Raw genomic sequence first — 18875 nt, 5'->3', positions numbered from 1 at the left:
CACGATTAAGGGGAATCACATGTACGCAGTTACGCCAATCCGCTCCGCCACGGTCAACCCGGGCGGCGCGGCAGCAGTCCGCCAGGTTCCTCCGCGCACCACTACCGCGCCGGTCGTGCCGCTGCGTGCGGCAGACGAAGCCTCCGAAATCCTGGCGATCACACGCAATACCGTGCAGGCGGCCATGGAAGTCCTCGCCGGCATCCGGCCGATCCACCAGCTCGCCCGCCGTCTGGATCCGCGCTGCCTCGCGGTGCTGCAGCACCGCGCGGCTTTGATCCGTCGCGAACAGTCGCGCTCTGCCTCGCCGTCCCTGGCCCGGCTGCACAAGAACTCCATCGTGCGTTCAGTCCGCGCCTGCGAGGTCGCCCCGGGCATCTATGAGGCAAGCGCCGTGGTGGTTGATGACATCCGGGCACGGGCTGTAGCGGTCCGGCTTGAGCGCAGCAAGCAGGTCTGGCGCGTGACCGAGTTTATGGTCGGCTGAACCGCTTGCCCACGAATGCAGAAGTGCCCGGAGCTGAGGCTCCGGGCACTTCCAGTGTCGAACTATTTCAGCGACGATCTATTGCAGTGCCGACCTATGGCTGATCAGCCACGATCCCTGCTGTCAGCGGCGCTTTTTCCTGGCCGGACGCTTGGTGGCGTCCTGCGCTGCAGCCTTTGCGGGATTTCCGGACCGTGAAGAGACACGACCCTCCACCCGGGTCTGGGATGCGCCGTCTTCGCCGGGAGCCGTGTACTGCAGCTGGGCCGGCTTCTCCGGCGCTTCCAGGCCGGCAGCGTGGATCTGCGGCTCAACGTGCTCGGTGTGGCCACCTGCTGCGTCGGGCACCACCACATCCTGGGCTGGGGTCACCTCAACTTCAAGGTTGAACAGGAAACCGACGCTTTCCTCGCGGATGGCCTCCATCATGCTCTGGAACATAACGAAGCCCTCGCGCTGGTATTCCACCAGCGGGTCACGCTGTGCCATGGCGCGCAGGCCGATGCCTTCCTTGAGGTAGTCCATCTCGTACAGGTGTTCCTGCCACTTGCGCCCGATGACCGAGAGCACCACGCGGCGTTCCAGCTCGCGCATGCTCTCTGCGCCGATGGTCTCTTCCCGGGCCTGGTAGACCACACGGGCGTCGGAGAGCAGCTCCTCCTTGAGGAATTCAACAGTGAGCTTGGACTTGCCGCCGGCTTCCTCGACGATCTCTTCCGCTGTGACGCTGACGGGGTAGAGCGTCTTGAGGTTGGTCCACAGCTGGGTGTAATCCCAGTCGTCGCCATTGCCTTCGGCCGTGGCGGAGTCGATCAGGGCGGTGATGGTGTCCTCCACGAAGAACTGGACCTTCTCGTGGAGGTCGTCACCTTCGAGGATCCGGCGGCGGTCACCGTAGATGGCTTCGCGCTGGCGGTTCAGGACGTCGTCGTACTTGAGGACGTTCTTGCGCTGCTCGGCGTTGCGGCCTTCAACCTGGCCCTGGGCAGACGCGATGGCCCGGGAAACCAGTTTCGATTCCAACGCCACATCATCCGGGACGGAACTGTTCATCAGCCGTTCGGCCGCGCCGGAGTTGAAGAGCCGCATCAGGTCATCGGTCAGGGAGAGGTAGAAGCGTGATTCGCCGGGGTCGCCCTGGCGGCCGGAGCGGCCACGGAGCTGGTTATCGATGCGGCGGGACTCGTGCCGCTCAGTTCCCAGGACATACAGCCCGCCGAGGTTCAGTACTTCCTCGTGTTCGTCCTTTACGGACTGCTTGGCCGCCTCCAGGGCAGCCGGCCACGCGGCCTCGTACTCTTCGGAATTCTCTTCCGGGTCCAGCCCGCGCTTGGCCAGATCGGCCACCGCAGTGAATTCGGCGTTGCCACCCAGCATGATGTCAGTGCCGCGGCCTGCCATGTTGGTGGCCACCGTAACAGCACCCTTGCGTCCGGCCTGCGCAACGATGGCCGCTTCACGGGCGTGGTTCTTGGCGTTCAGGACTTCGTGCCTGATGCCCTCCTTGGCAAGCAGCCCGGAAAGGTATTCGCTCTTTTCGACACTCGTTGTGCCCACAAGGATCGGCTGGCCCTGTTCGTGACGCTCGGCAATGTCCTTCACGACGGCGTCGAACTTCACCTTTTCATTCTTGAACACGAGGTCCGACTGGTCGATCCGCTGCATGTCCCGGTTGGTGGGGATGGCCACCACGCCGAGCTTGTACGTGCCCATGAACTCGGCGGCCTCAGTCTCGGCCGTGCCGGTCATGCCTGCCAGCTTGGAGTACATCCGGAAGTAGTTCTGGAGCGTCACCGTGGCCAGGGTCTGGTTCTCGGCCTTGATCTCCACGGCTTCCTTGGCCTCGATGGCCTGGTGCATGCCCTCGTTATAGCGGCGGCCAGCCAGGATTCGGCCAGTGTGTTCGTCAACGATCAGCACTTCGCCGTCGAGGATGACGTAGTCCTTGTCCCGCTTGAACAGTTCCTTGGCTTTGATGGCGTTGTTCAGGAACCCGATGAGCGGAGTGTTCGCGGATTCGTAGAGGTTCTGGATGCCCAGGTAGTCCTCCACCTTTTCGATGCCGCTCTCCAGGACACCGACCGTGCGCTTCTTCTCGTCCGCCTCGTAGTCCTCGCCGGCCTTCAGTCGCTGCACCACCTTGGCAAATTCGCTGTACCACCGGTTGGTGTCGCCCTGGGCAGGGCCGGAAATGATGAGCGGCGTGCGGGCTTCGTCGATGAGGATGGAGTCGACCTCATCAACAATGGCGAAGTTGTGGCCACGCTGGACCAGCTCTGACTGGTCCCACGCCATGTTGTCGCGCAGGTAGTCAAAGCCGAATTCGTTGTTCGTGCCGTAGGTGATGTCCGCGGCGTACTGCTGCCGGCGCACCGCGGGATCCTGGTTGGACAGGATGCAACCGCTGGTCAGGCCAAGGAAACGGTAGACCCGGCCCATAAGGTCTGACTGGTACTCGGCAAGGTAGTCGTTCACCGTGATGACGTGGACGCCGTTGCCGGTGAGGGCATTAAGGAAGGCGGGCGCGGTGGCCACAAGGGTTTTGCCTTCGCCGGTCTTCATTTCGGCGATATTGCCGAGGTGGAGGGCGGCGCCACCCATAAGCTGGACGTCGAAGTGACGCATGCCCAGGGTGCGGGATGAGGCCTCACGCACGGCCGCGAATGCCTCCGGGAGGAGATCGTCCAGGTGCTCGCCGTCCCGGTGGCGGGCGCGGAGGTGGTCAGTTTCCTCGCGGAGCTCAGCATCCGTGAAGGTTTTGAACGAGTCTTCGAGCGCATTGATGGAGTCGGCATAGTTCCGCAGTTGCCGCAGGGTTTTTTTGTCACCCGTGCGGAGAAGTTTTTCGATAAGTGATGCCACGTGAAGATACTCCCAGTCTTATGCTGCCGAATTCTGGCGTTTTTAGTCTACGGGAGAGACACAGGCCACGCGGCCGGTGTTCCCTGAGAGCGGACCGGCGCGGTGACGCAGGGCGGCGCCGAGGGACTCCGCCAGGTCCCCGATCGGGCTTACCACAATGTTGTCCAGCTCCAGCCATTCGGCCATCAGTTCCAGCTCGGCGGCGAGCTCGACGGCGGTCCCTGCCGGTGCGTCCGGCTCACCGTAGGCGGACCTCACCAGCAGATTTCCCGCCGCACGGTCCGCTTTAAGATCCACGCGCGCCACGATGGTGTCACCCAGGAGAAAGGGCAGGACGTAGTACCCGAAGCGTCGGAGGTGCGCGGGCGTGTAAATCTCGATCCGGAAATGGAACCCGAAGAGCTCCTCAAGCCGGCGCCGCTCGAAGACCAGGGAGTCAAAGGGACTGAGCAAGGCCCGCCCTGCCGCCCGCCGCGGCAATGTGGCGTCGGCATGGAGGAATACCTTCCGGTCCCAGCCTGCGACAGCCACCGGCTTCAGCCTCCCTATGCTGACCAGATGGTCCACAGAGGCGGCGGCCGCCTTGCCCGGTGTCCGGAAGTAGTCCGCGAAGCACTTCACGGTTCCGATGCCATGGGCTTGCGCGGCCGCGTCGATGAGCCGATGCATGGCCTCAACAGGGTCCGGCGTGGCTTCGAGGGCCAGTCGGCGCGGCAGCACCCTAGCCGTCAGCGTGTACTTTCGCTCGAACTGTTCGGTTCTGGACGCCGCGGAAATGGTGCCCGCCTCGAACAGGTCTTCAAGCACGCGTTTGACGGCGTTCCAGTTCCATCCCCAGTTGTCGTCCCGCCGGTCCTCCACGTGCCCGATGTCCACCGTCAGTTCCGCCGCCGTCATGGGCCGCCCTGTGGCGAGGGCATCGAGGATCTTTGCCGCCACCGCGTCGCGCAGGCCTGGGTCGAGGGCGGACGCACCCACCCACGTGCGTTTCTGCCACAATCGGAGGTCCTGGAAATGCTCGGGCCGGATGAAGCTGGCCTCGTGCGCCCAGTACTCCATCATGCGCCTGGGCGGCGAGCTGGCCATCCGCTGAAGAATGGTGCGGTCATAGTTGCCGAGCCTTGAAAAGAAGGGCAGAAAGTGACTGCGGGACAACACGTTGACGGAATCGATCTGGACAAGCTGGATCCGGGCAAAGGTACGGCCCACCGTCCGTGAGGTCACGGGGCCGGCGGGCCGTCCTTTGTCGAGTCCCTGAGCTGCCAGGGCGATCCGCCGGGCCTGGTTAAGGCTCAGCGTCGCTGGCACATCAGTCCTTTCATTGAGGGGTGTAAACCGCCCTAGACTTTTGCAGCCTCGTCATCGGAACGATAGGCGAGGATTTTTTCTTCGACGGCCGTCTCCCCCGGTTCGCATTCGTGGTCCAGGGTGATCACTCCGTACGTCCAGCCACGGCGCCGGTAGACCACCGAGGGCGTGTTGGTGGCCTTGTCCACAAACAGGTAGAAATCGTGGCCCACGAGCTCCATGTTGTCCACAGCATCGTCAAGGGTCAGGGAGGCCGCGGGGAAAACTTTGCGCCGGATCAGCACCGGGGAGTCCCCAGCCGGAATGTCGTTCTCGACCTCGTAGGGCGATCGTTCAACAGGTGCTGCCTGGGTTTCGCTGCGATGGCTCGCCTCGACATAAAGGGGCTCGCTGGTACTCGCGGGTTCCAGTGATGCGGTGGCTTCACGTACTGCCTTGGGGGTGTGGCGCCCGTGGTGGACCTTCTTGCGATCCTTGGCGCGGCGGAGACGTTCCAGCAGCTTGGTGTAGGCGAGATCGAACGCAGCGAATTTGTCTGCGGCGCTGGCTTCGGCACGGATTACGGGTCCCCGGCCCAGGACCGTCACTTCAACGGTGAGCTGGTCGCCGGTCTGGCGCGCATTCGTTTCCTTGGAAACCTTCGCGTCAACCCGCTGGACCTTGTCGCCAAGTGACTCGATCTTCGAGATCTTCTCACCGGCGTATTCGCGGAAGCGGTCTGAGACCGTCAGATTTCGTCCGCTGATCATAAACTCCATGGTGCCCTCCAAATGACTTCGGTGACACGACGGCGGCACATCCCACGGGCCGATCTGCTTGACAGTCAAGCCCCTTTCCGAGCCGCCATCGAAAGGTACAACTTGTTCTTGGTACCCACAACCGACGTTAGTTCATAGCCACCTGTTATTCATCCTTTCTTCGTTTATTTTTTTCTAAGACGGGCAGCGTTCCGCCAGCTCCCGGGGCGGGCTATTCGCCGCCAGCTGAATCCGGCGGGCGTGTCGCGGCGAGGACCACTGCACCCACCACCACGGCACCGCTGAGGTGCAGTGCGCGGGCTGCTTCGGCGAGTGTGGCCCCGGTGGTGAGGACATCGTCGACAATGATGCAGCGGCGTCCGGCCACCCGCGCGCGCTGGCGTTTCGGGACCTTCATGGACCCCTTGACCCGGCTCGCCCTGGCCCCGCGGCCGAGTCCCTTTTGGCCTCCAGGCAGCCGCTCCAGTGCGGCGCGGCGCCGGGATTTCCGGATCACGTCCAACACCGGTGTACCGCGGAAGGTGGTCCCCCGGCGCAACTCTGCGAGTAGGAGGTGGACCGGACTGAACCCTCTTTTGATGTAGCCGGCCGTACTGCTGGGCACCGGAACCAGGCAGACGCCGTCGACGTCGGCCACGGACGCGGCAATGCCCTGCCCCAGTCCGCGCGCCAGGACTGACGTGAGCTGGTGCTGGCCATGGCTCTTGAACGAAAGCACGGCCTGCGCCAGCTCCTCGCGGTACACCCCGGCCGCCACCACGGGAAGGATCAGGCCGCCGTCGACGTTCATCAGGGCCGGCGCCTGCTCCTCTGCCCGGAACGGGTGCCTGGTCAACAGGCGGACGTGGCGTTCGCACATGACGCACAGGGCCAGGTCCTCCGCACCGCAGCAGACGCAGTCCACAGGGACGGCAAGTGCCAGCAGCTCCGCGGCGGCCACGCCCATCTGGTCGGCGGCCCGCAGCCAGCGGCGGCGGTGGCCGCTGCGATGCTTGGCGGACTGCAGCGGAGGCGGCAGGAGGTCCGGATCCAGGCTTGCCGCATTTCTGGCGGGACCCCCCCGGGAGCGGCCCCCACCGCGGCCCCCGGACCGGCGCGCAGGCGCGTGGCGAGCAGACGGGTGGCGAGCAGGAGGACGTCCGGGCTGAACTTCGGTCACACCCCATGGTGGCCTGCGTATCGCAGCCCCGGAACCGCTGGTCCGCGCTATGTGGAAAGCTACCCAGGGAATGAGGGGTCAATGGGGCCCTTCAGCTGGGGCGACCAGCCGTTGCCGAGCCGCTGGAAGATGCCCTCGGCCGACTGGCCGTAAATTTCCTCCAGCCCGTTGCCGGCGCTGAGCCACACAAGGCCGGGCCACGGCGCCAACTGCTGGGGTTGTCCGGAGGTGAGGGACAGCAGCTCCGGCGTGACGTTCGAGCCTGCCGAGGCTTTCATCACGGCGACCGTTGTGTCGTTCACCCAGACGCCCTGGTCCGGGTCACCGGAAGCCACCAGGGTGATCGGGGCAGTCAGTTCCCGGGGTGTCCCGTCGGCGTTCCGGATGATCCCGGCAATCTGCACCTTCGTCTTGCCGTTTTGTTCCGAAATGACCAGCGCCCGGACGCCCTCGCGGGAGATCCTCAGCTCCTTGACGGTTCTTCCGGCCAACCACGACGGCGTGAGCGTAACGGTGGGAACGGCGGCACCTTCGGCAACTCCGACGGGCCGGTAGGCCACCACCTCCGTACCGCCGGTAGCTCCCGGCCCTGCGGCCCACACCCAGTCATGAATACTGAAGGACGGGTGCGTAATGGTGCTGCGCGTTGTCAGCGCACGGGCGGGCTGTCCCGGCACCATGCTGTAGAGCGTCGTCCGGCTTTCGTTGAGGAACGCAATGGTCTGGGACACCGGGGATTCCGACGGGTAGCGGGGCCCGAGCGATGAAACTGGCTGCATATCCGGCAGCGGGGACACCCTGTTGTTTTCGTAGCGAACCAGCTCATTGCCACTGACGGCGATCTCGCGGACCGGCACGTTTTTGTCCCGCACCGGGGGCAACACCGAACCGTTGTCTTCGACGCGGACCAGGTCCTGGTTGGCATGCAACTCCACATTAACGACGTCGGGCTGGCTGCGGAACGTGAGCGAAAGCTGCGTCTGCATCCGGAGCCTGTCCTCCGTGGACGCCTCGGTGAGTTCCTTGGCCGTGAGGTCCACCTGCGCGGCGCCGGACACCACCGGAACGGATTCGCGGGCGAGTTTGATGCCGGACGGGAAGGCGCTCACCACCGCGCCGCGAAGGTACGGCGCGGGGCCGGCCAGCAGCGCACTGGTCATGGCTTTGACCGTCTTGTTCTTGATGAACCAGCGGACGTCAGGCACGGCATAGGTGAAGCTGGGATCGTAGAAGTAGATAGGGTAGGCGCCGTAGATGACCTTGAAGGTTTCCTCCGGGATCGCTGTTCCGTCCGGGATCGCTGAGATCCGCCATTCGCCGTCCACCTGGGTGAGAGTGGCCGGAATGTTCTCGATGGTGCCTTCGGGCATCTGGGTGGCGATGCCGTCAACATCCACGCTGTACGCAACGTCCAGCTGGTAGTTGTAGACGTTGTCGACGCCGGTGCCCACCACTTTCGCCTCGCGGTACACCAGCGCGCGCTGGTCGGGTTTCCAGGATACTGACGCTGCCTGCGTCAGGTATTCGCGGGCCACCGCGTAGTCCCCCTCGTATCCGGTACCGGCACGGTAGAAGTAATCAATGATGTTTTCCGGAGTAGCGCCGGGCTGGGGAGCGGCCGGGAGGAACACCGGTGCGTTGACGTTGCCGGCGCTGCCTTCCGCGCTCTTCCCCACCGGCCCGGCCGTGGGAATGCGCGCGCAGGAGGCCAGCACCAGGGCAACGACGAACAGCACAACGCTCCTCTTCAGCATCGCCCGCACTTTTCGTCCCGTCATGAAGACTCCTTCGGTGTTGCGCCCGTCCCGGCAGGAGTGCGCCCGGCGCCCTGGCCACGCCCGCCGCCAGCGGGGACATCAGGCGCCCCAGTGGGGCCGGGCCCCAGGACCAGCATGTTTTTCGAATGTGGGACGTCGGGGAGGATGATGTCTTCCGGCTCAAGCTGCACAGGTGAGCGGTCGATCTCCTCGCCCTGGCGCAACGGAATGGTCAGCCGGAAGTTGGCCCCTCTACCCTTGTTTCCCCATGCCTGCAGCCAGCCGTTGTGGAGTTTGGTGTCTTCCATTGCGATGGACAGGCCCAGTCCGCTGCCTCCGGTGGTGCGGGCCCGCGCCGGATCCGCACGCCAGAACCGGTCAAAGACCCGGGCGGCCTCGGCCGGGGTCATGCCGATCCCCTGATCCCGGACTGCAACTCCCACTGCTGACTGGTTGGCTGAGACAGTCACGGTGACCGGCTTGCCTTCGCCATGCTCCACTGCATTCAGGATGAGGTTCCGTAGGATCCTGTCGATCCTCCTGGCGTCCATCTCCGCGACAATTCCCACGGCGGGAGCCCGGAGGATGATCTCCGAGCCGTATTCGGCCGCGACGGGCGCTGCCCCGTCAATGACATGGGCGATCACCTGCAGGATGTCCTCGGGCTCGGCGTCGAGCATGGCCACGCCGGCGTCGAAGCGGGAGATCTCGAGCAGGTCGGCCAGCAGGGACTGGAACCGCTCCACCTGGTTGTACAGGAGTTCGGCCGAGCGCTTGTTGATGGGGTCGAAATCGTGGCGGGCGTCGTACAACACTTCCGCGGCCATCCGGACGGTGGTCAGGGGCGTGCGGAGCTCGTGGGAGACGTCGGAGACAAACCGCTGCTGCATCTGGGACAACATGGCCAGCTGGGTGATCTGCTCCTGGAGGCTGGCGGCCATGTGGTTGAACGATGCCCCGAGACGGGCAACCTCGTCTTCGCCCTTGACCACCATCCGCTCCTGCAATTGGCCGGCCGCAAGCTTCTCCGACACCAGGGCAGCGTGGCTGACGGGGCTGACAACATTGCGGGTGACATACCAGGCGATGGCCCCGATCATCAGCACCAGCACCGCGCCGCCGGCCAGGAGGACGCCCTGGATTTCGTCGAGCGTCTGCTGGGCGGTGTTGACGTCATAGATCAGGTAGAGCTCGTACACGGTCCCGTTGAAGGTCACCAGGTTGCCCACGGCGATGCCCGGCCTGTCCTCGGTACCTACCGGAATCACGGTGGAGGCCCAGTACTGGTCCTTGCCTGAATCCTGTACCGCCGTACGGAGTGCAGGCGGGATGACGCTGACGGTCAGCTGGTCCGACGCCCGCGACTCCACCCAGCGGTTCCGGGGCTTGGTCTGTTCGGGCTTGGCTTCGAAAACGTAGCGGCGCTGGACGACGGAGCCGCGGCCCTCCACTGCGTTCAAAGTGTCGTAGACCAGGGTGATGACGCTGGACTGGTCGGTGACCTGGGCGCCGTCGAACGTCTCCTGGACCTGCTTGACGTAGTAACGGGTCTCGGATTCCGCCTGGGTGAGGCGCTCCTGGAACAGGTTGTTGGCGATCTGGTTGGACAGGTAGGCGCCCACGGCGCCAAAGGATGTCACGGCCAACAGCAGCGTGGTGAGAACTGTCCGGAACTGCAGGGACCGGCGCCAGCGTCGACGCATGGCCCGCCCGGCAAACCGGACCGCAGGGAAGAAACGGGTCACGCCGAGACGGACAAGACGGCCCACCCGTAGCCCCACGATTACTCCACGGCGCCGCCAGATCCGTGCCCGGAATGGCAGCGTTGCCAGCTCCAACGGCAGCGCATCCGTGTGCTCCGGGCCCTTGGCTGCGGGAAGGTCCGGGGCGCGGTGCGCTTCTGGTCCTGAGGGCTCAGGATCCTGCTTTGTAGCCGACACCACGAACCGTCAATACAACTTCGGGAGCTTCCGGATCCCGTTCAATTTTTGACCGGAGGCGCTGGACGTGGACGTTGACCAGCCGGGTGTCCGCCGCGTGGCGGTAGCCCCAGACCTGCTCCAGCAGCAGCTCACGGGTGAACACCTGCCAGGGCTTCCGCGCCAGGGCTACGAGGAGGTCAAACTCCAGGGGCGTGAGGGAAATCCGCTCATCGGCACGCTTCACGGTGTGGCCGGCCACGTCGATGGTGATGTCAGCGATCCGCAGCGTTTCAGGCGCCTTCTGGTCGCCGGGCCGCAGGCGGGCACGCACGCGTGCCACGAGTTCGGCGGGTTTGAACGGCTTGGGTACGTAGTCGTCTGCGCCGGACTCAAGGCCGCGGACGACGTCGGACGTGTCCGACTTGGCCGTGAGCATGACGATGGGCACGTCCGATTCGGAGCGGATCTGCCGGCAGACCTCGATGCCGTCCACGCCGGGCAGCATCAGGTCAAGCAGCACGAGGTCAGGCTTCGATGAACGGAAAATATCCAGCGCCTGGCTGCCATCGGCGCAAAAAACCGGCTCAAAGCCGTCATTGCGCAGAACAATCCCAATCATTTCGGCCAGCGCTTCGTCATCGTCAACTACCAGAATGCGTGCCTTCATAGTTATATATTCCCTTATTGAACAGGGTTTGTCCTGTTGAACGGCCTTACGGCATGGCGCCACGCTATGCCGCCCGACGCCGGAACTATAGGCTGGCAAGACGCGGACAGTCCCGCACGGGGGAAGGAACAGGGTGCCACACCAGGATCCGAACATGCAGCAGCCGCATCCTGCCGGCGAGGCTGGGAAAGGCCAGCCGCCAGGGAACCAGCCTCCGTGGGGGCAGCAGCCCGGCCCGGCACAGCAGCCCTGGGGCGGCCAGCCGGTTTGGGGACCTCCTCCGGGTGGCCCGCCGGCTTGGGACACTCCGTCGCACAATCCCTACGGCGCTCCGCCGCCCTACCAGCAGCCGCGTTATGTTGCCCCGCCCAAACCCGGCATCGTTCCCCTGCGGCCACTGATGTTCGGCGAGATCCTGGATGGCTCCTTCCAGGCGATCAGGCGCAACGCCAAAGCCATGCTGGGCGCCGCGCTGCTGGCGCAGACGCTCGCCGCAGTGCTCACGGCAGTTCTCAGTTCATTTTCCGCCACGTCCGCGGCGTCACTTGAAGCCTGGGCGGCGGGCCTGACGGAGCAGGACCTGGTCCCGCTGGTGGTGACCTTCGCGTCCGGGATCCTGCTCGTCTCGGTGCTCACCGTTTTTCTGTCCGCGGTGCTGCAGGGCGCCATGGTGGTTCCGGTCGCCAGATCCGTCCTCAACCGCCCCACCGGCTTCAGGCAGATGTGGACCCTGGCGCGGTCCCGCGCTGGTGCCCTGATCCGCCTTGCGGCCCTGCTGGTGGGCGGCGGGCTCCTCGTTGCGCTGCTGTTTTTGGCGCTGGCAGTGCTGCTGGTCAGCACCGTCGGCGGAGTGGGCGCCCTGATCCTCATCCCGCTGGGGCTGGTGTGCTTTGTGCTGTACGTATGGGTCTACATCAAGCTTATGGTGGCCCCTGCCGCCGTTGTCGTGGAGGAACTCGGTGCGATGGCCGGCATTCGGCGCTCCTGGGAACTGACACGCAGCAATTGGTGGCGGCTCCTGGGCATCACGCTGGTGGTGGGCATCATGGTGGGGGTCATCGCCCAGGTCGTCATGATTCCCGTCACGCTGCTCACCGGCTTTTACACCGGGGTGGTCTCACCCCACGGCGGTTCCGAGCAGGCCATGACGGCGGCCGTGGTGGCGGGCGTTGCCACCGCGGTCGTTACCGCAGTGGTCGCCGCAGCGGGTTTTGCCTTCCAGACCTCCGTGATGGCGCTGCTCTACCTCGACCTCAGGATGCGCCGGGACGGACTGGATATCGCCCTGCTCCGGCTGCTGGAATCCGGAGCAGATCCCGACGGCGTCCCGGGCCGAGGCGTTCCGGTCTACCGGGCGGGACGCGGCCAAAATCCGCTGCCGCCCTACGGGGCACCGCCCGGCGGGGCATGGCCGGATGGCCGCTGAACCACCGGTCCTGCCTGGCCGCGACGAGGCCCGCCGCTGGGCCGAAGAAGAACTCGCCAAGCCGGAATACCGTGACGCGGCCCCCGGCTGGCTGGACACTGTGTGGGCGGACATCCTGGACTGGCTGCGGTCCCTGGACGGCGGCTCCGGCCCGGACACCACCGTGGCGGCGCCGTGGATCGGTGTGGCCATCGCCGTGCTGATCGGCGCCGCGGTCGTCCTGGCCCGCCCGCGCCTCAACGCGAAGGCCAAGCGTGCCGGAGACGTATTCGACGCCGGCACAACAGTCAGTGCCGAGGCCTACCGTGGGCGCGCGGCGGCCGCTGCCGCGGCCGGCAACTGGAGCGCCGCCATCGTGGACTGTTTCCGTGCGCTCGTGCGCACAGCCGAGGACAGAACGCTTTTCGACGCGCGGCCGGGCCGGACCGCGGACGAGGTGGCGCACGAACTGGCCACACCGTTTCCGTCAGAGGCCGGCCGCCTGACGGAAGCTGCGCGGACTTTCGACGGGATCCGCTACGGAAATGAGTCCGCAGGCCAGGCTGACTTTGCCGCGGTGCGCGAACTGGACATTGCCCTGCAGTCCCTCACGCCGGCGAGCGCCGCCCTGCCCGCTGAACGTAACGAACCGGCGGTTCCGCGATGACGCAGGGTCCCACGATGCAGAACCCTTCGCCGGATCTTTTGACGCCCAAACTTCCGACGTCGGGTGCACCGGAGGCGCAGCCGGGTTCCGCCCCGGCACTCCGATCCGGGTCCGGGTCCGGCGCCGGTGCCGTGTCCGGTGCCCGTGCCTGGCTCCGGCGGCACCGCGGCGGGGCAGCGATCGGCGCGGCGGCCGCCGTCGGACTGGCGGTGGTTATTTCCACCCAACTCGCACCAAAGGGCGATTCCCTGCCCTTATCCGTGCATAACGCCGGGCCGGGCGGCGCCAGGGCGGTCACCGAGATACTGGGCCGCCACGGTGTCGAGGTCCAGGATGTTGACTCCTTTGACTCCGCCACGGCAGCACTCGCGGACCGGCCGGGTGCCACCCTCCTCCTGTACGACCGGAGCGGATTCCTGGACCAATCCCGGCTGGACGAGCTGGCCGCAAGTGCGGGTAGCGTAGTGCTGGTGACGCCGCGGCTCGGCACGCTGAAGGCCCTCGATACCGGCATCAGCCAGGCCGGTGTGGTGCCTGAGTCAACGGCGCTCCTGGAACCGGGCTGCGATCTCACCGATCCCGCGGCGGCAGGTGCTGTCTCCGGAACCGGCGGATTCCTGTACGACGGCGGCACAGTGTGCTTCAGCCCGCCGGGAAGCACCGCCGGGCTGCTTGCCCGCACGGATGACGGCGGCCTGACCGTCCTGGGCAGCACCGCCCTCCTCAACAACGGCGGGCTTGCCGGCCACGGCCATGCCGCACTGGCCCTGCGGACGCTGGGCCGCTCAGAAGTCGTTGTCTGGTACCTGCCCGGACTGGGCGACGCGGCCGCTGCGGAGTCAACGCAGACACTTGATGACCTCGCCCCTGACTGGGTGGCATTCCTGGGGCCCTGGCTGGTCTTTGTGACCGTGCTGACCATTGTGTGGCGCGGGCGCCGCCTCGGCCCGCTCGTGTTTGAACCACTCCCCGTGGTGGTCAAGGCCGTGGAGACCGCCGAAGGCCGCGCGCGCCTTTATCAGGATTCCCACGCACTGGACCGGGCACGGGACAACCTTCGGGCCGGCACCCTGGTTCGTCTGGCGCAAGCCCTTAGAGTCGGATCCCAGGCCACTGCCGACGACGTGGTGCAGGCAGTGGCCCGGCACATGGGCCGGCCGGTCAGAGATATCAGCAGCCTGATCCAAGAACGCCCCGGTACCGCAACCAGGCTGGTGCAATGGTCACAGGAACTGGACAAACTAGAGAACGAGGTCAGAACCCGATGAACGAAGCGTACGGCGCCCCGCAGATCATGGATTCCTCCCCGCGGACGCTGGATCCCGCCCGGCAGGCGCTTTTGGATGTCCGCCACGAGGTTGCCAAAGCCGTGGTGGGCCAGGATGCCACCGTCACGGGACTCCTGATCGCGCTGCTTTCCCAGGGGCATGTTCTCCTCGAGGGCGTGCCCGGTGTGGCCAAGACACTCCTGGTCCGTGCCCTTTCCGCCGCGCTGAGCCTGGACACCAAACGCGTACAGTTCACCCCTGACCTGATGCCCGGCGACATCACCGGTTCCCTGGTCTATGACTCGCACACCTCGGAATTCAGTTTCCGCGAGGGGCCGGTCTTCACCAACATCCTGCTGGCCGACGAAATCAACCGGACGCCCCCGAAGACGCAGGCCTCCCTGTTGGAGGCCATGGAAGAGCGGCAGGTCTCGGTGGACGGGGTGTCCCGGCCGCTGCCGGCGAACTTCCTGGTGGCGGCAACCCAGAACCCCGTGGAATATGAGGGAACCTATCCCCTGCCCGAAGCCCAGCTGGACCGGTTCCTGCTCAAGCTCACCATGCCGCTGCCCAGCCGGATTGACGAGGTGGAAGTGATCCGGCGGCACGCAGCCGGCTTCAATCCCCGGGATCTTGCTGCCGCCGGTGTCCGGGCGGTGGCCGGCGCCGAGGACCTCGAACGGGCGCGGCAGGCTGTGGCCACCGTTGCCGTCGAACGGGAAATCATCGGCTACATCGTGGACCTCGTGCGCGCCACCCGGCAGGCGCCGTCGTTCCAGCTGGGCGTCTCGCCCCGCGGCGCGACTGCACTGCTTAATACGGCCCGCGCCTGGGCCTGGCTGTCGGGCCGCAGCTTCGTCACCCCGGACGACGTCAAGGCACTGGCGCTGCCGTGCCTGCGCCACCGGGTGGCCCTGCAGCCTGATGCCCAGATGGACGGGGTCCGCGTGGACGATGTCCTGGGCAGCATCCTGGCGTCCGTCCCGGTCCCCCGCTGATTCGCTTGCACATGGCACTCTCCGGACGGTTCGTCGTGCTGGCACTGCTGGGCCTGGTGCCGGTGCTGCTGTTTCCTCGCGGAGGAACGGTCCTGGGCGTGGTCGTGGCACTCGCTGCTCTCCTGGGCCTGGACCTTGGCCTGGCCGCTTCCCCGCGGGCCATCATCGTCACGCGCGCCGAGCCCGGCAACGTGACGCTGCACGGCACGGCCGCTTCGGTCATCACGCTGCGCAACAGTGGCCGGCGACGCTTGCGCGCCACTGTTCGAGACGCGTGGCAGCCGTCTGCCGGGGCTGTGAATCCGGTCCAGGACCTGGATATCCCCGCCCTGGAAAGCCGCCGGATGACCGTCCGGCTACAGCCGGTCCGCCGTGGCGACGTGGGCGCCCGGCACGTCACTGTGCGCTCCCATGGACCCCTTCGGCTCGCGGCACGCCAGCGCACGTTTGACTGTGACGGCCTCCTGCGGGTCCTGCCGCCGTTCCATTCCCGCAGGCACCTCCCCTCGAAGCTCAGGAAACTCCGCGAACTCGACGGCAAGGCCGCCGTGCAGATCCGGGGTTCCGGCACCGAATTCGACTCGCTGCGTGACTACGTCCGCGGGGACGACGTCCGGTCCATCGACTGGCGCGCAACCGCCCGCCGGTCCGCCGTCGTCGTCCGCACCTGGCGCCCGGAACGCGACCGGCGCGTGGTGATCATGCTGGATACGTCCCGCACGTCAGCGGCGAGGATCGAGGACGAACCAAGGCTGGATACCGGCATCGAAGCGGCGCTCCTGCTGGCGGTGCTGGCAGAGCGTGGCGGTGACCGGGTGGATTTCCTTGCCTACGACCGCCGTCCGCGGGCCAGAGCCGGTTCCGCCACCACCGGCAACCTCCTGGGGCAGCTGGTGCAGGCAATGGCGCCCCTCGAAGCTGAACTGATCGAGCTTGACTGGTCCAGCCTCCCCGGCCAGATCCGGGCGGTCTCCGCCCACCGGTCCCTGGTGGTGCTGCTGACGGCGTTGGACGGCGGGGCGCCGGAGGAAGGACTCATTCCCGTGGCCGCACAGCTCGCCCAGCAGCACGTTGTGGTGGTGGCCGCCGTCCGTGATCCCATGCTGGGGCAGATGCTGCGGGAGCGTGAGAACGCCGCCGGTGTATTCCGGGCGGCAGCGGCTGAACGCGTACTCCTGGAACGGGCGGCGGTCAGCGCCGAGCTCCGGCACCACGGGGTGGAAGTGGTGGATGCGGAGCCACACCAGCTGCCGCCACAGCTTGCCGACATGTACATCCGGCTCAAGGCGGCCGGTAGATTGTGAATTACTGCAGCGCCGCTGACGGTACCGTCCAGGAGGTCACCATGAACGTCCCTATTTACCAGCAGGCCCTGGGCGAGGACTTCCACCGGCTGCAGCCTGAGCTGCAGGAGTACTTTTCGCTGGCGCCCGGTTCGGGGCACTACGGCGTCGGGGAGGGCGTGTTCGACGTTGTGGGCTGCCGGCAGGCGTGGCTGCGGCCGCTGCTCAAGCTGACCTCCGGGGAGGACGCGTTCTTCCCGGATTACGGGGAAGGCATCCCCTTCCGGATTGAAAACCATGCCCACCAGGATCCGTTCGGCCGCTCCAGCCTGACTGCCCGGCGGGAAATCCGTTTCCCCGGGCACCTGCGGATATTCCAGGACACCACCAGCCTCATGGATTCCGACGGCGGCCCGCGGCTGGTGGACTACCTGGGCCGTTTCCGGCGCATGGTGACCGACCTCAAGCTCAGTGTGACGAACGAGGGTAGGCTGCGCGGCGTTTCCGAAGCCTCGCGGCTGTTCCTGGGCCCCCTCCGCCTGCCGCTACCGGCCACCGTGGATGCCAGGGCTTACGCCGAGCAGTGGTGGGACGGCGCCGCAGGCGAGCACGGACAGCACCGGATCCAGGTCAAGGTCATCCAGCCGCAGATCGGGCTGGTCCTGGTCTATGCGGGCGGTTTTGACTACTGCCTGCGTCCCTACATCGGCGGCAGTTCGGCGCAGAGTTTCCTGCCCCGCTACGCCCAGCCGGACCGTTGGGAAAACCGGACATAGAAGTCTTGCGTCGCACGGCTGAGCGGTGGGCCCGCTCAGCCGTTCGCCCGCTCAGCCGTGCGCGCGCTGGTTCAGGCCGTCGGCCACCTGGGTGAGCCGGCCCAGCACTGCTGTGGCGGTGGCCGGCGTGTGGCCGGCAAGTCCCGCCGAGGGGGTGACCCGGATACTGCCCAGGGACGACGCCGGGAGCCCCAGCTCGTGCCATGGCCGCCAGACGGACTCCACGACGTCGGCCACCCTGGGCAGTGTGCCGCGGCTGACGTCCAGGGCGCCGGCCCAGATCCGCTTGCCTGCCTCCACTGCCGTGGCCAACTGCTCCCACTGCCGTGTGGTCAGGGCCCTCAGCGGCACGGCCACGCCGTCGGCACCGGCGGCCATGATCCGGTCGATGGGGGCCTCAATTTCAGGCACGGAGATGACGATTTCGGCGGCACCCGCGGCGCGCAGCGCGTCGATCACCACCTGCCAGGACTCGGTGACCTCCTGGCCACCCACCGCCCGAAGCGTGCGGTAACCGCTCGACGTCGGAATGGTGCCGGCCAGTACGGCGGCGATATCAGGCTCATCGACCTGGACCACCAGCCGTGCGCCCGGAACGGCGCTGGAGATCCGGGACAGGTAGCCGCCCACCCCTGCGGCAAGCGAGTCGGCAATGTCCCGGCGTGCGCCGTAGTCGATCAGTGCCCGTTCGCCGTTGTGCAGGTGCAGCCCGGCGGCAAGACCCAGCGGTCCCAGCAGCTGGACCTTGAGTTCGGGGGCCGGGGTGTCCTCGGCGCCGGCGACATCTGCCAGGACGTTGATGTCGGTGGACAGGGCCGACGCGGCCCGGCGGAAATCCTTGCCCGGACGGTCCACCAGCCGCCAGCCGTACGGCTGGACATCCACGGCCATTTCAACCAGGAGTGCGGCCGTCCGCCCCAGGGCGTCGGAACCGACTCCACGGTCCGGAAGCTCTGCCAGGAACGGCAGGTGCGGGCTTCCAAGCTCGCCGCGGATAATGCGGGCAGCCTCCACGGGGTCCTCCCCCGGCCAGGGCCCAAGCCCGGTGGATGTTACTTCCACTCTGCAGCGGCCTGGTGGTCCTCGGCGATGGCTTCATGATGGCGGATGACCTCGCCGATGATGAAATTCAGGAACTTCTCCGCAAACGCGGGATCGAGGTGTGCATCCTCCGCCAGCCGCCGGAGACGGGCGATCTGGGCGGATTCCCGGCCTGGATCCCCCGCCGGGAGCCGGTGCGCGGCCTTGAGGAAGCCCACTTTCTGGGTGGCCTTGAACCGTTCGGCCAGGAGGTACACCAGGGTCGCGTCGATGTTGTCGATGCTGGAGCGGATGGACAGCAGTTCCGCCATCACCGAGTTGTCCACGTGGCCTGCCAGCGAACTCGCGGCGGCATCGTAGGTGTCGGTGTCGGGAACATCGTGGTTTTGCTGCGTCATGGTCCAAGTCTATGGGGCGTCCGGAGAAATCCTTCCGGTGTTAAGCGGCGGACGGACACCCCGCCTGGTGGGGCGGGATGTCCGTCTGGTGATGCCGCGACTGTGGGGTCGCTGGTGGT

At 66.4% G+C, this 18875-nt stretch carries 16 protein-coding genes; 7 read left to right on the top strand and 9 right to left on the bottom strand.

What is annotated here, in order from left to right:
* Window positions 1-19: 19 nt before the first annotated feature.
* Window positions 20-487, top strand: coding sequence for an Rv3235 family protein (locus tag NG697_RS13215; RefSeq protein ID WP_252598229.1), 468 nt, complete (start codon window positions 20-22; stop codon window positions 485-487).
* 123 nt (window positions 488-610) lie between these two features.
* Here NG697_RS13215 and secA read toward each other — a convergent pair whose 3' ends face one another.
* The 7 genes from secA to mtrA all read right to left on the bottom strand — a co-directional run bounded on the left by secA (window position 611) and on the right by mtrA (window position 10920).
* On the bottom strand, window positions 611-3349 hold the full coding sequence (gene secA / locus NG697_RS13210; RefSeq protein WP_252609060.1) for a preprotein translocase subunit SecA: 2739 nt from the start codon (window positions 3347-3349) through the stop codon (window positions 611-613).
* Window positions 3350-3391: 42 nt separating this feature from the next.
* Entirely contained in the window at window positions 3392-4657 is a 1266-nt protein-coding gene (locus tag NG697_RS13205; RefSeq protein WP_252598231.1) for a winged helix-turn-helix domain-containing protein, read from the bottom strand.
* A 32-nt stretch (window positions 4658-4689) separates the two neighbouring features.
* Window positions 4690-5415, bottom strand: a complete 726-nt coding sequence (gene hpf / locus NG697_RS13200; RefSeq protein WP_252598232.1) for a ribosome hibernation-promoting factor, HPF/YfiA family — start codon at window positions 5413-5415, stop codon at window positions 4690-4692.
* Window positions 5416-5626: 211 nt separating this feature from the next.
* Window positions 5627-6361 (bottom strand): ComF family protein, encoded by a 735-nt coding sequence (locus NG697_RS13195; protein ID WP_252614452.1) that lies wholly within the window; start codon window positions 6359-6361, stop codon window positions 5627-5629.
* 272 nt (window positions 6362-6633) lie between these two features.
* Complete coding sequence (locus NG697_RS13190) at window positions 6634-8352, bottom strand: LpqB family beta-propeller domain-containing protein (protein WP_252614451.1); 1719 nt, start codon at window positions 8350-8352, stop codon at window positions 6634-6636.
* Window positions 8349-10112, bottom strand: coding sequence for an MtrAB system histidine kinase MtrB (gene mtrB / locus NG697_RS13185; RefSeq protein WP_374209927.1), 1764 nt, complete (start codon window positions 10110-10112; stop codon window positions 8349-8351). Before mtrB ends, NG697_RS13190 begins: the two co-directional genes overlap by 4 nt.
* Window positions 10113-10245: 133 nt before the next feature.
* Window positions 10246-10920, bottom strand: coding sequence for an MtrAB system response regulator MtrA (gene mtrA / locus NG697_RS13180; protein WP_056343773.1), 675 nt, complete (start codon window positions 10918-10920; stop codon window positions 10246-10248).
* Between the two features lie 154 nt (window positions 10921-11074).
* Between mtrA and NG697_RS13175 the strand changes: the two genes are divergently transcribed.
* Genes NG697_RS13175 through NG697_RS13150 form a run of 6 tightly spaced genes read left to right on the top strand, consistent with a single transcriptional unit; the run spans window position 11075 to window position 17317 of the window.
* Window positions 11075-12346 (top strand): DUF7847 domain-containing protein, encoded by a 1272-nt coding sequence (locus tag NG697_RS13175; protein ID WP_252598235.1) that lies wholly within the window; start codon window positions 11075-11077, stop codon window positions 12344-12346.
* Window positions 12336-12992, top strand: a complete 657-nt coding sequence (locus NG697_RS13170; protein WP_252598236.1) for a DUF4129 domain-containing protein — start codon at window positions 12336-12338, stop codon at window positions 12990-12992. The genes NG697_RS13175 and NG697_RS13170 overlap by 11 nt, the downstream gene beginning before the upstream one ends.
* A gap of 14 nt (window positions 12993-13006) precedes the next feature.
* Window positions 13007-14260: a DUF4350 domain-containing protein gene (locus tag NG697_RS13165; RefSeq protein ID WP_252609055.1), complete on the top strand. Its 1254-nt coding sequence runs from the start codon at window positions 13007-13009 to the stop codon at window positions 14258-14260.
* On the top strand, window positions 14257-15258 hold the full coding sequence (locus tag NG697_RS13160) for an AAA family ATPase (protein WP_374209926.1): 1002 nt from the start codon (window positions 14257-14259) through the stop codon (window positions 15256-15258). The genes NG697_RS13165 and NG697_RS13160 overlap by 4 nt, the downstream gene beginning before the upstream one ends.
* A gap of 11 nt (window positions 15259-15269) precedes the next feature.
* Window positions 15270-16562, top strand: coding sequence for a DUF58 domain-containing protein (locus tag NG697_RS13155; RefSeq protein WP_252598238.1), 1293 nt, complete (start codon window positions 15270-15272; stop codon window positions 16560-16562).
* A 41-nt stretch (window positions 16563-16603) separates the two neighbouring features.
* Window positions 16604-17317 (top strand): DUF4166 domain-containing protein, encoded by a 714-nt coding sequence (locus NG697_RS13150; RefSeq protein WP_252614450.1) that lies wholly within the window; start codon window positions 16604-16606, stop codon window positions 17315-17317.
* 51 nt (window positions 17318-17368) lie between these two features.
* Here NG697_RS13150 and NG697_RS13145 read toward each other — a convergent pair whose 3' ends face one another.
* Together NG697_RS13145 and NG697_RS13140 are read right to left on the bottom strand one after the other, a co-directional pair.
* Window positions 17369-18379 (bottom strand): uroporphyrinogen decarboxylase/cobalamine-independent methonine synthase family protein, encoded by a 1011-nt coding sequence (locus NG697_RS13145; protein ID WP_252598240.1) that lies wholly within the window; start codon window positions 18377-18379, stop codon window positions 17369-17371.
* Window positions 18370-18756 carry a chorismate mutase gene (locus tag NG697_RS13140; protein ID WP_058931921.1) on the bottom strand — a complete coding sequence of 129 codons (387 nt, stop codon included), beginning with the start codon at window positions 18754-18756 and terminating at the stop codon, window positions 18370-18372. Before NG697_RS13140 ends, NG697_RS13145 begins: the two co-directional genes overlap by 10 nt.
* Window positions 18757-18875 lie beyond the last annotated feature (119 nt).

Source organism: Pseudarthrobacter raffinosi (assembly GCF_023913835.1).
GTDB lineage: Bacteria > Actinomycetota > Actinomycetes > Actinomycetales > Micrococcaceae > Arthrobacter > Arthrobacter raffinosi.
This window is presented reverse-complemented; position numbering and strand designations above follow the sequence as displayed.

Coding starts and splice junctions, on each gene's coding strand:
- NG697_RS13215 (WP_252598229.1), top strand. CDS start 20: ATGTACGCAGTTACGCCAATCCGCTCCGCCACGGTCAACCCGGGCGGC.
- hpf (WP_252598232.1), bottom strand. CDS start 5,415: ATGGAGTTTATGATCAGCGGACGAAATCTGACGGTCTCAGACCGCTTC.
- NG697_RS13195 (WP_252614452.1), bottom strand. CDS start 6,361: ATGGGCGTGGCCGCCGCGGAGCTGCTGGCACTTGCCGTCCCTGTGGAC.
- NG697_RS13190 (WP_252614451.1), bottom strand. CDS start 8,352: ATGACGGGACGAAAAGTGCGGGCGATGCTGAAGAGGAGCGTTGTGCTG.
- mtrA (WP_056343773.1), bottom strand. CDS start 10,920: ATGAAGGCACGCATTCTGGTAGTTGACGATGACGAAGCGCTGGCCGAA.
- NG697_RS13175 (WP_252598235.1), top strand. CDS start 11,075: ATGCAGCAGCCGCATCCTGCCGGCGAGGCTGGGAAAGGCCAGCCGCCA.
- NG697_RS13170 (WP_252598236.1), top strand. CDS start 12,336: ATGGCCGCTGAACCACCGGTCCTGCCTGGCCGCGACGAGGCCCGCCGC.
- NG697_RS13165 (WP_252609055.1), top strand. CDS start 13,007: ATGCAGAACCCTTCGCCGGATCTTTTGACGCCCAAACTTCCGACGTCG.
- NG697_RS13160 (WP_374209926.1), top strand. CDS start 14,257: ATGAACGAAGCGTACGGCGCCCCGCAGATCATGGATTCCTCCCCGCGG.
- NG697_RS13155 (WP_252598238.1), top strand. CDS start 15,270: ATGGCACTCTCCGGACGGTTCGTCGTGCTGGCACTGCTGGGCCTGGTG.
- NG697_RS13150 (WP_252614450.1), top strand. CDS start 16,604: ATGAACGTCCCTATTTACCAGCAGGCCCTGGGCGAGGACTTCCACCGG.
- NG697_RS13140 (WP_058931921.1), bottom strand. CDS start 18,756: ATGACGCAGCAAAACCACGATGTTCCCGACACCGACACCTACGATGCC.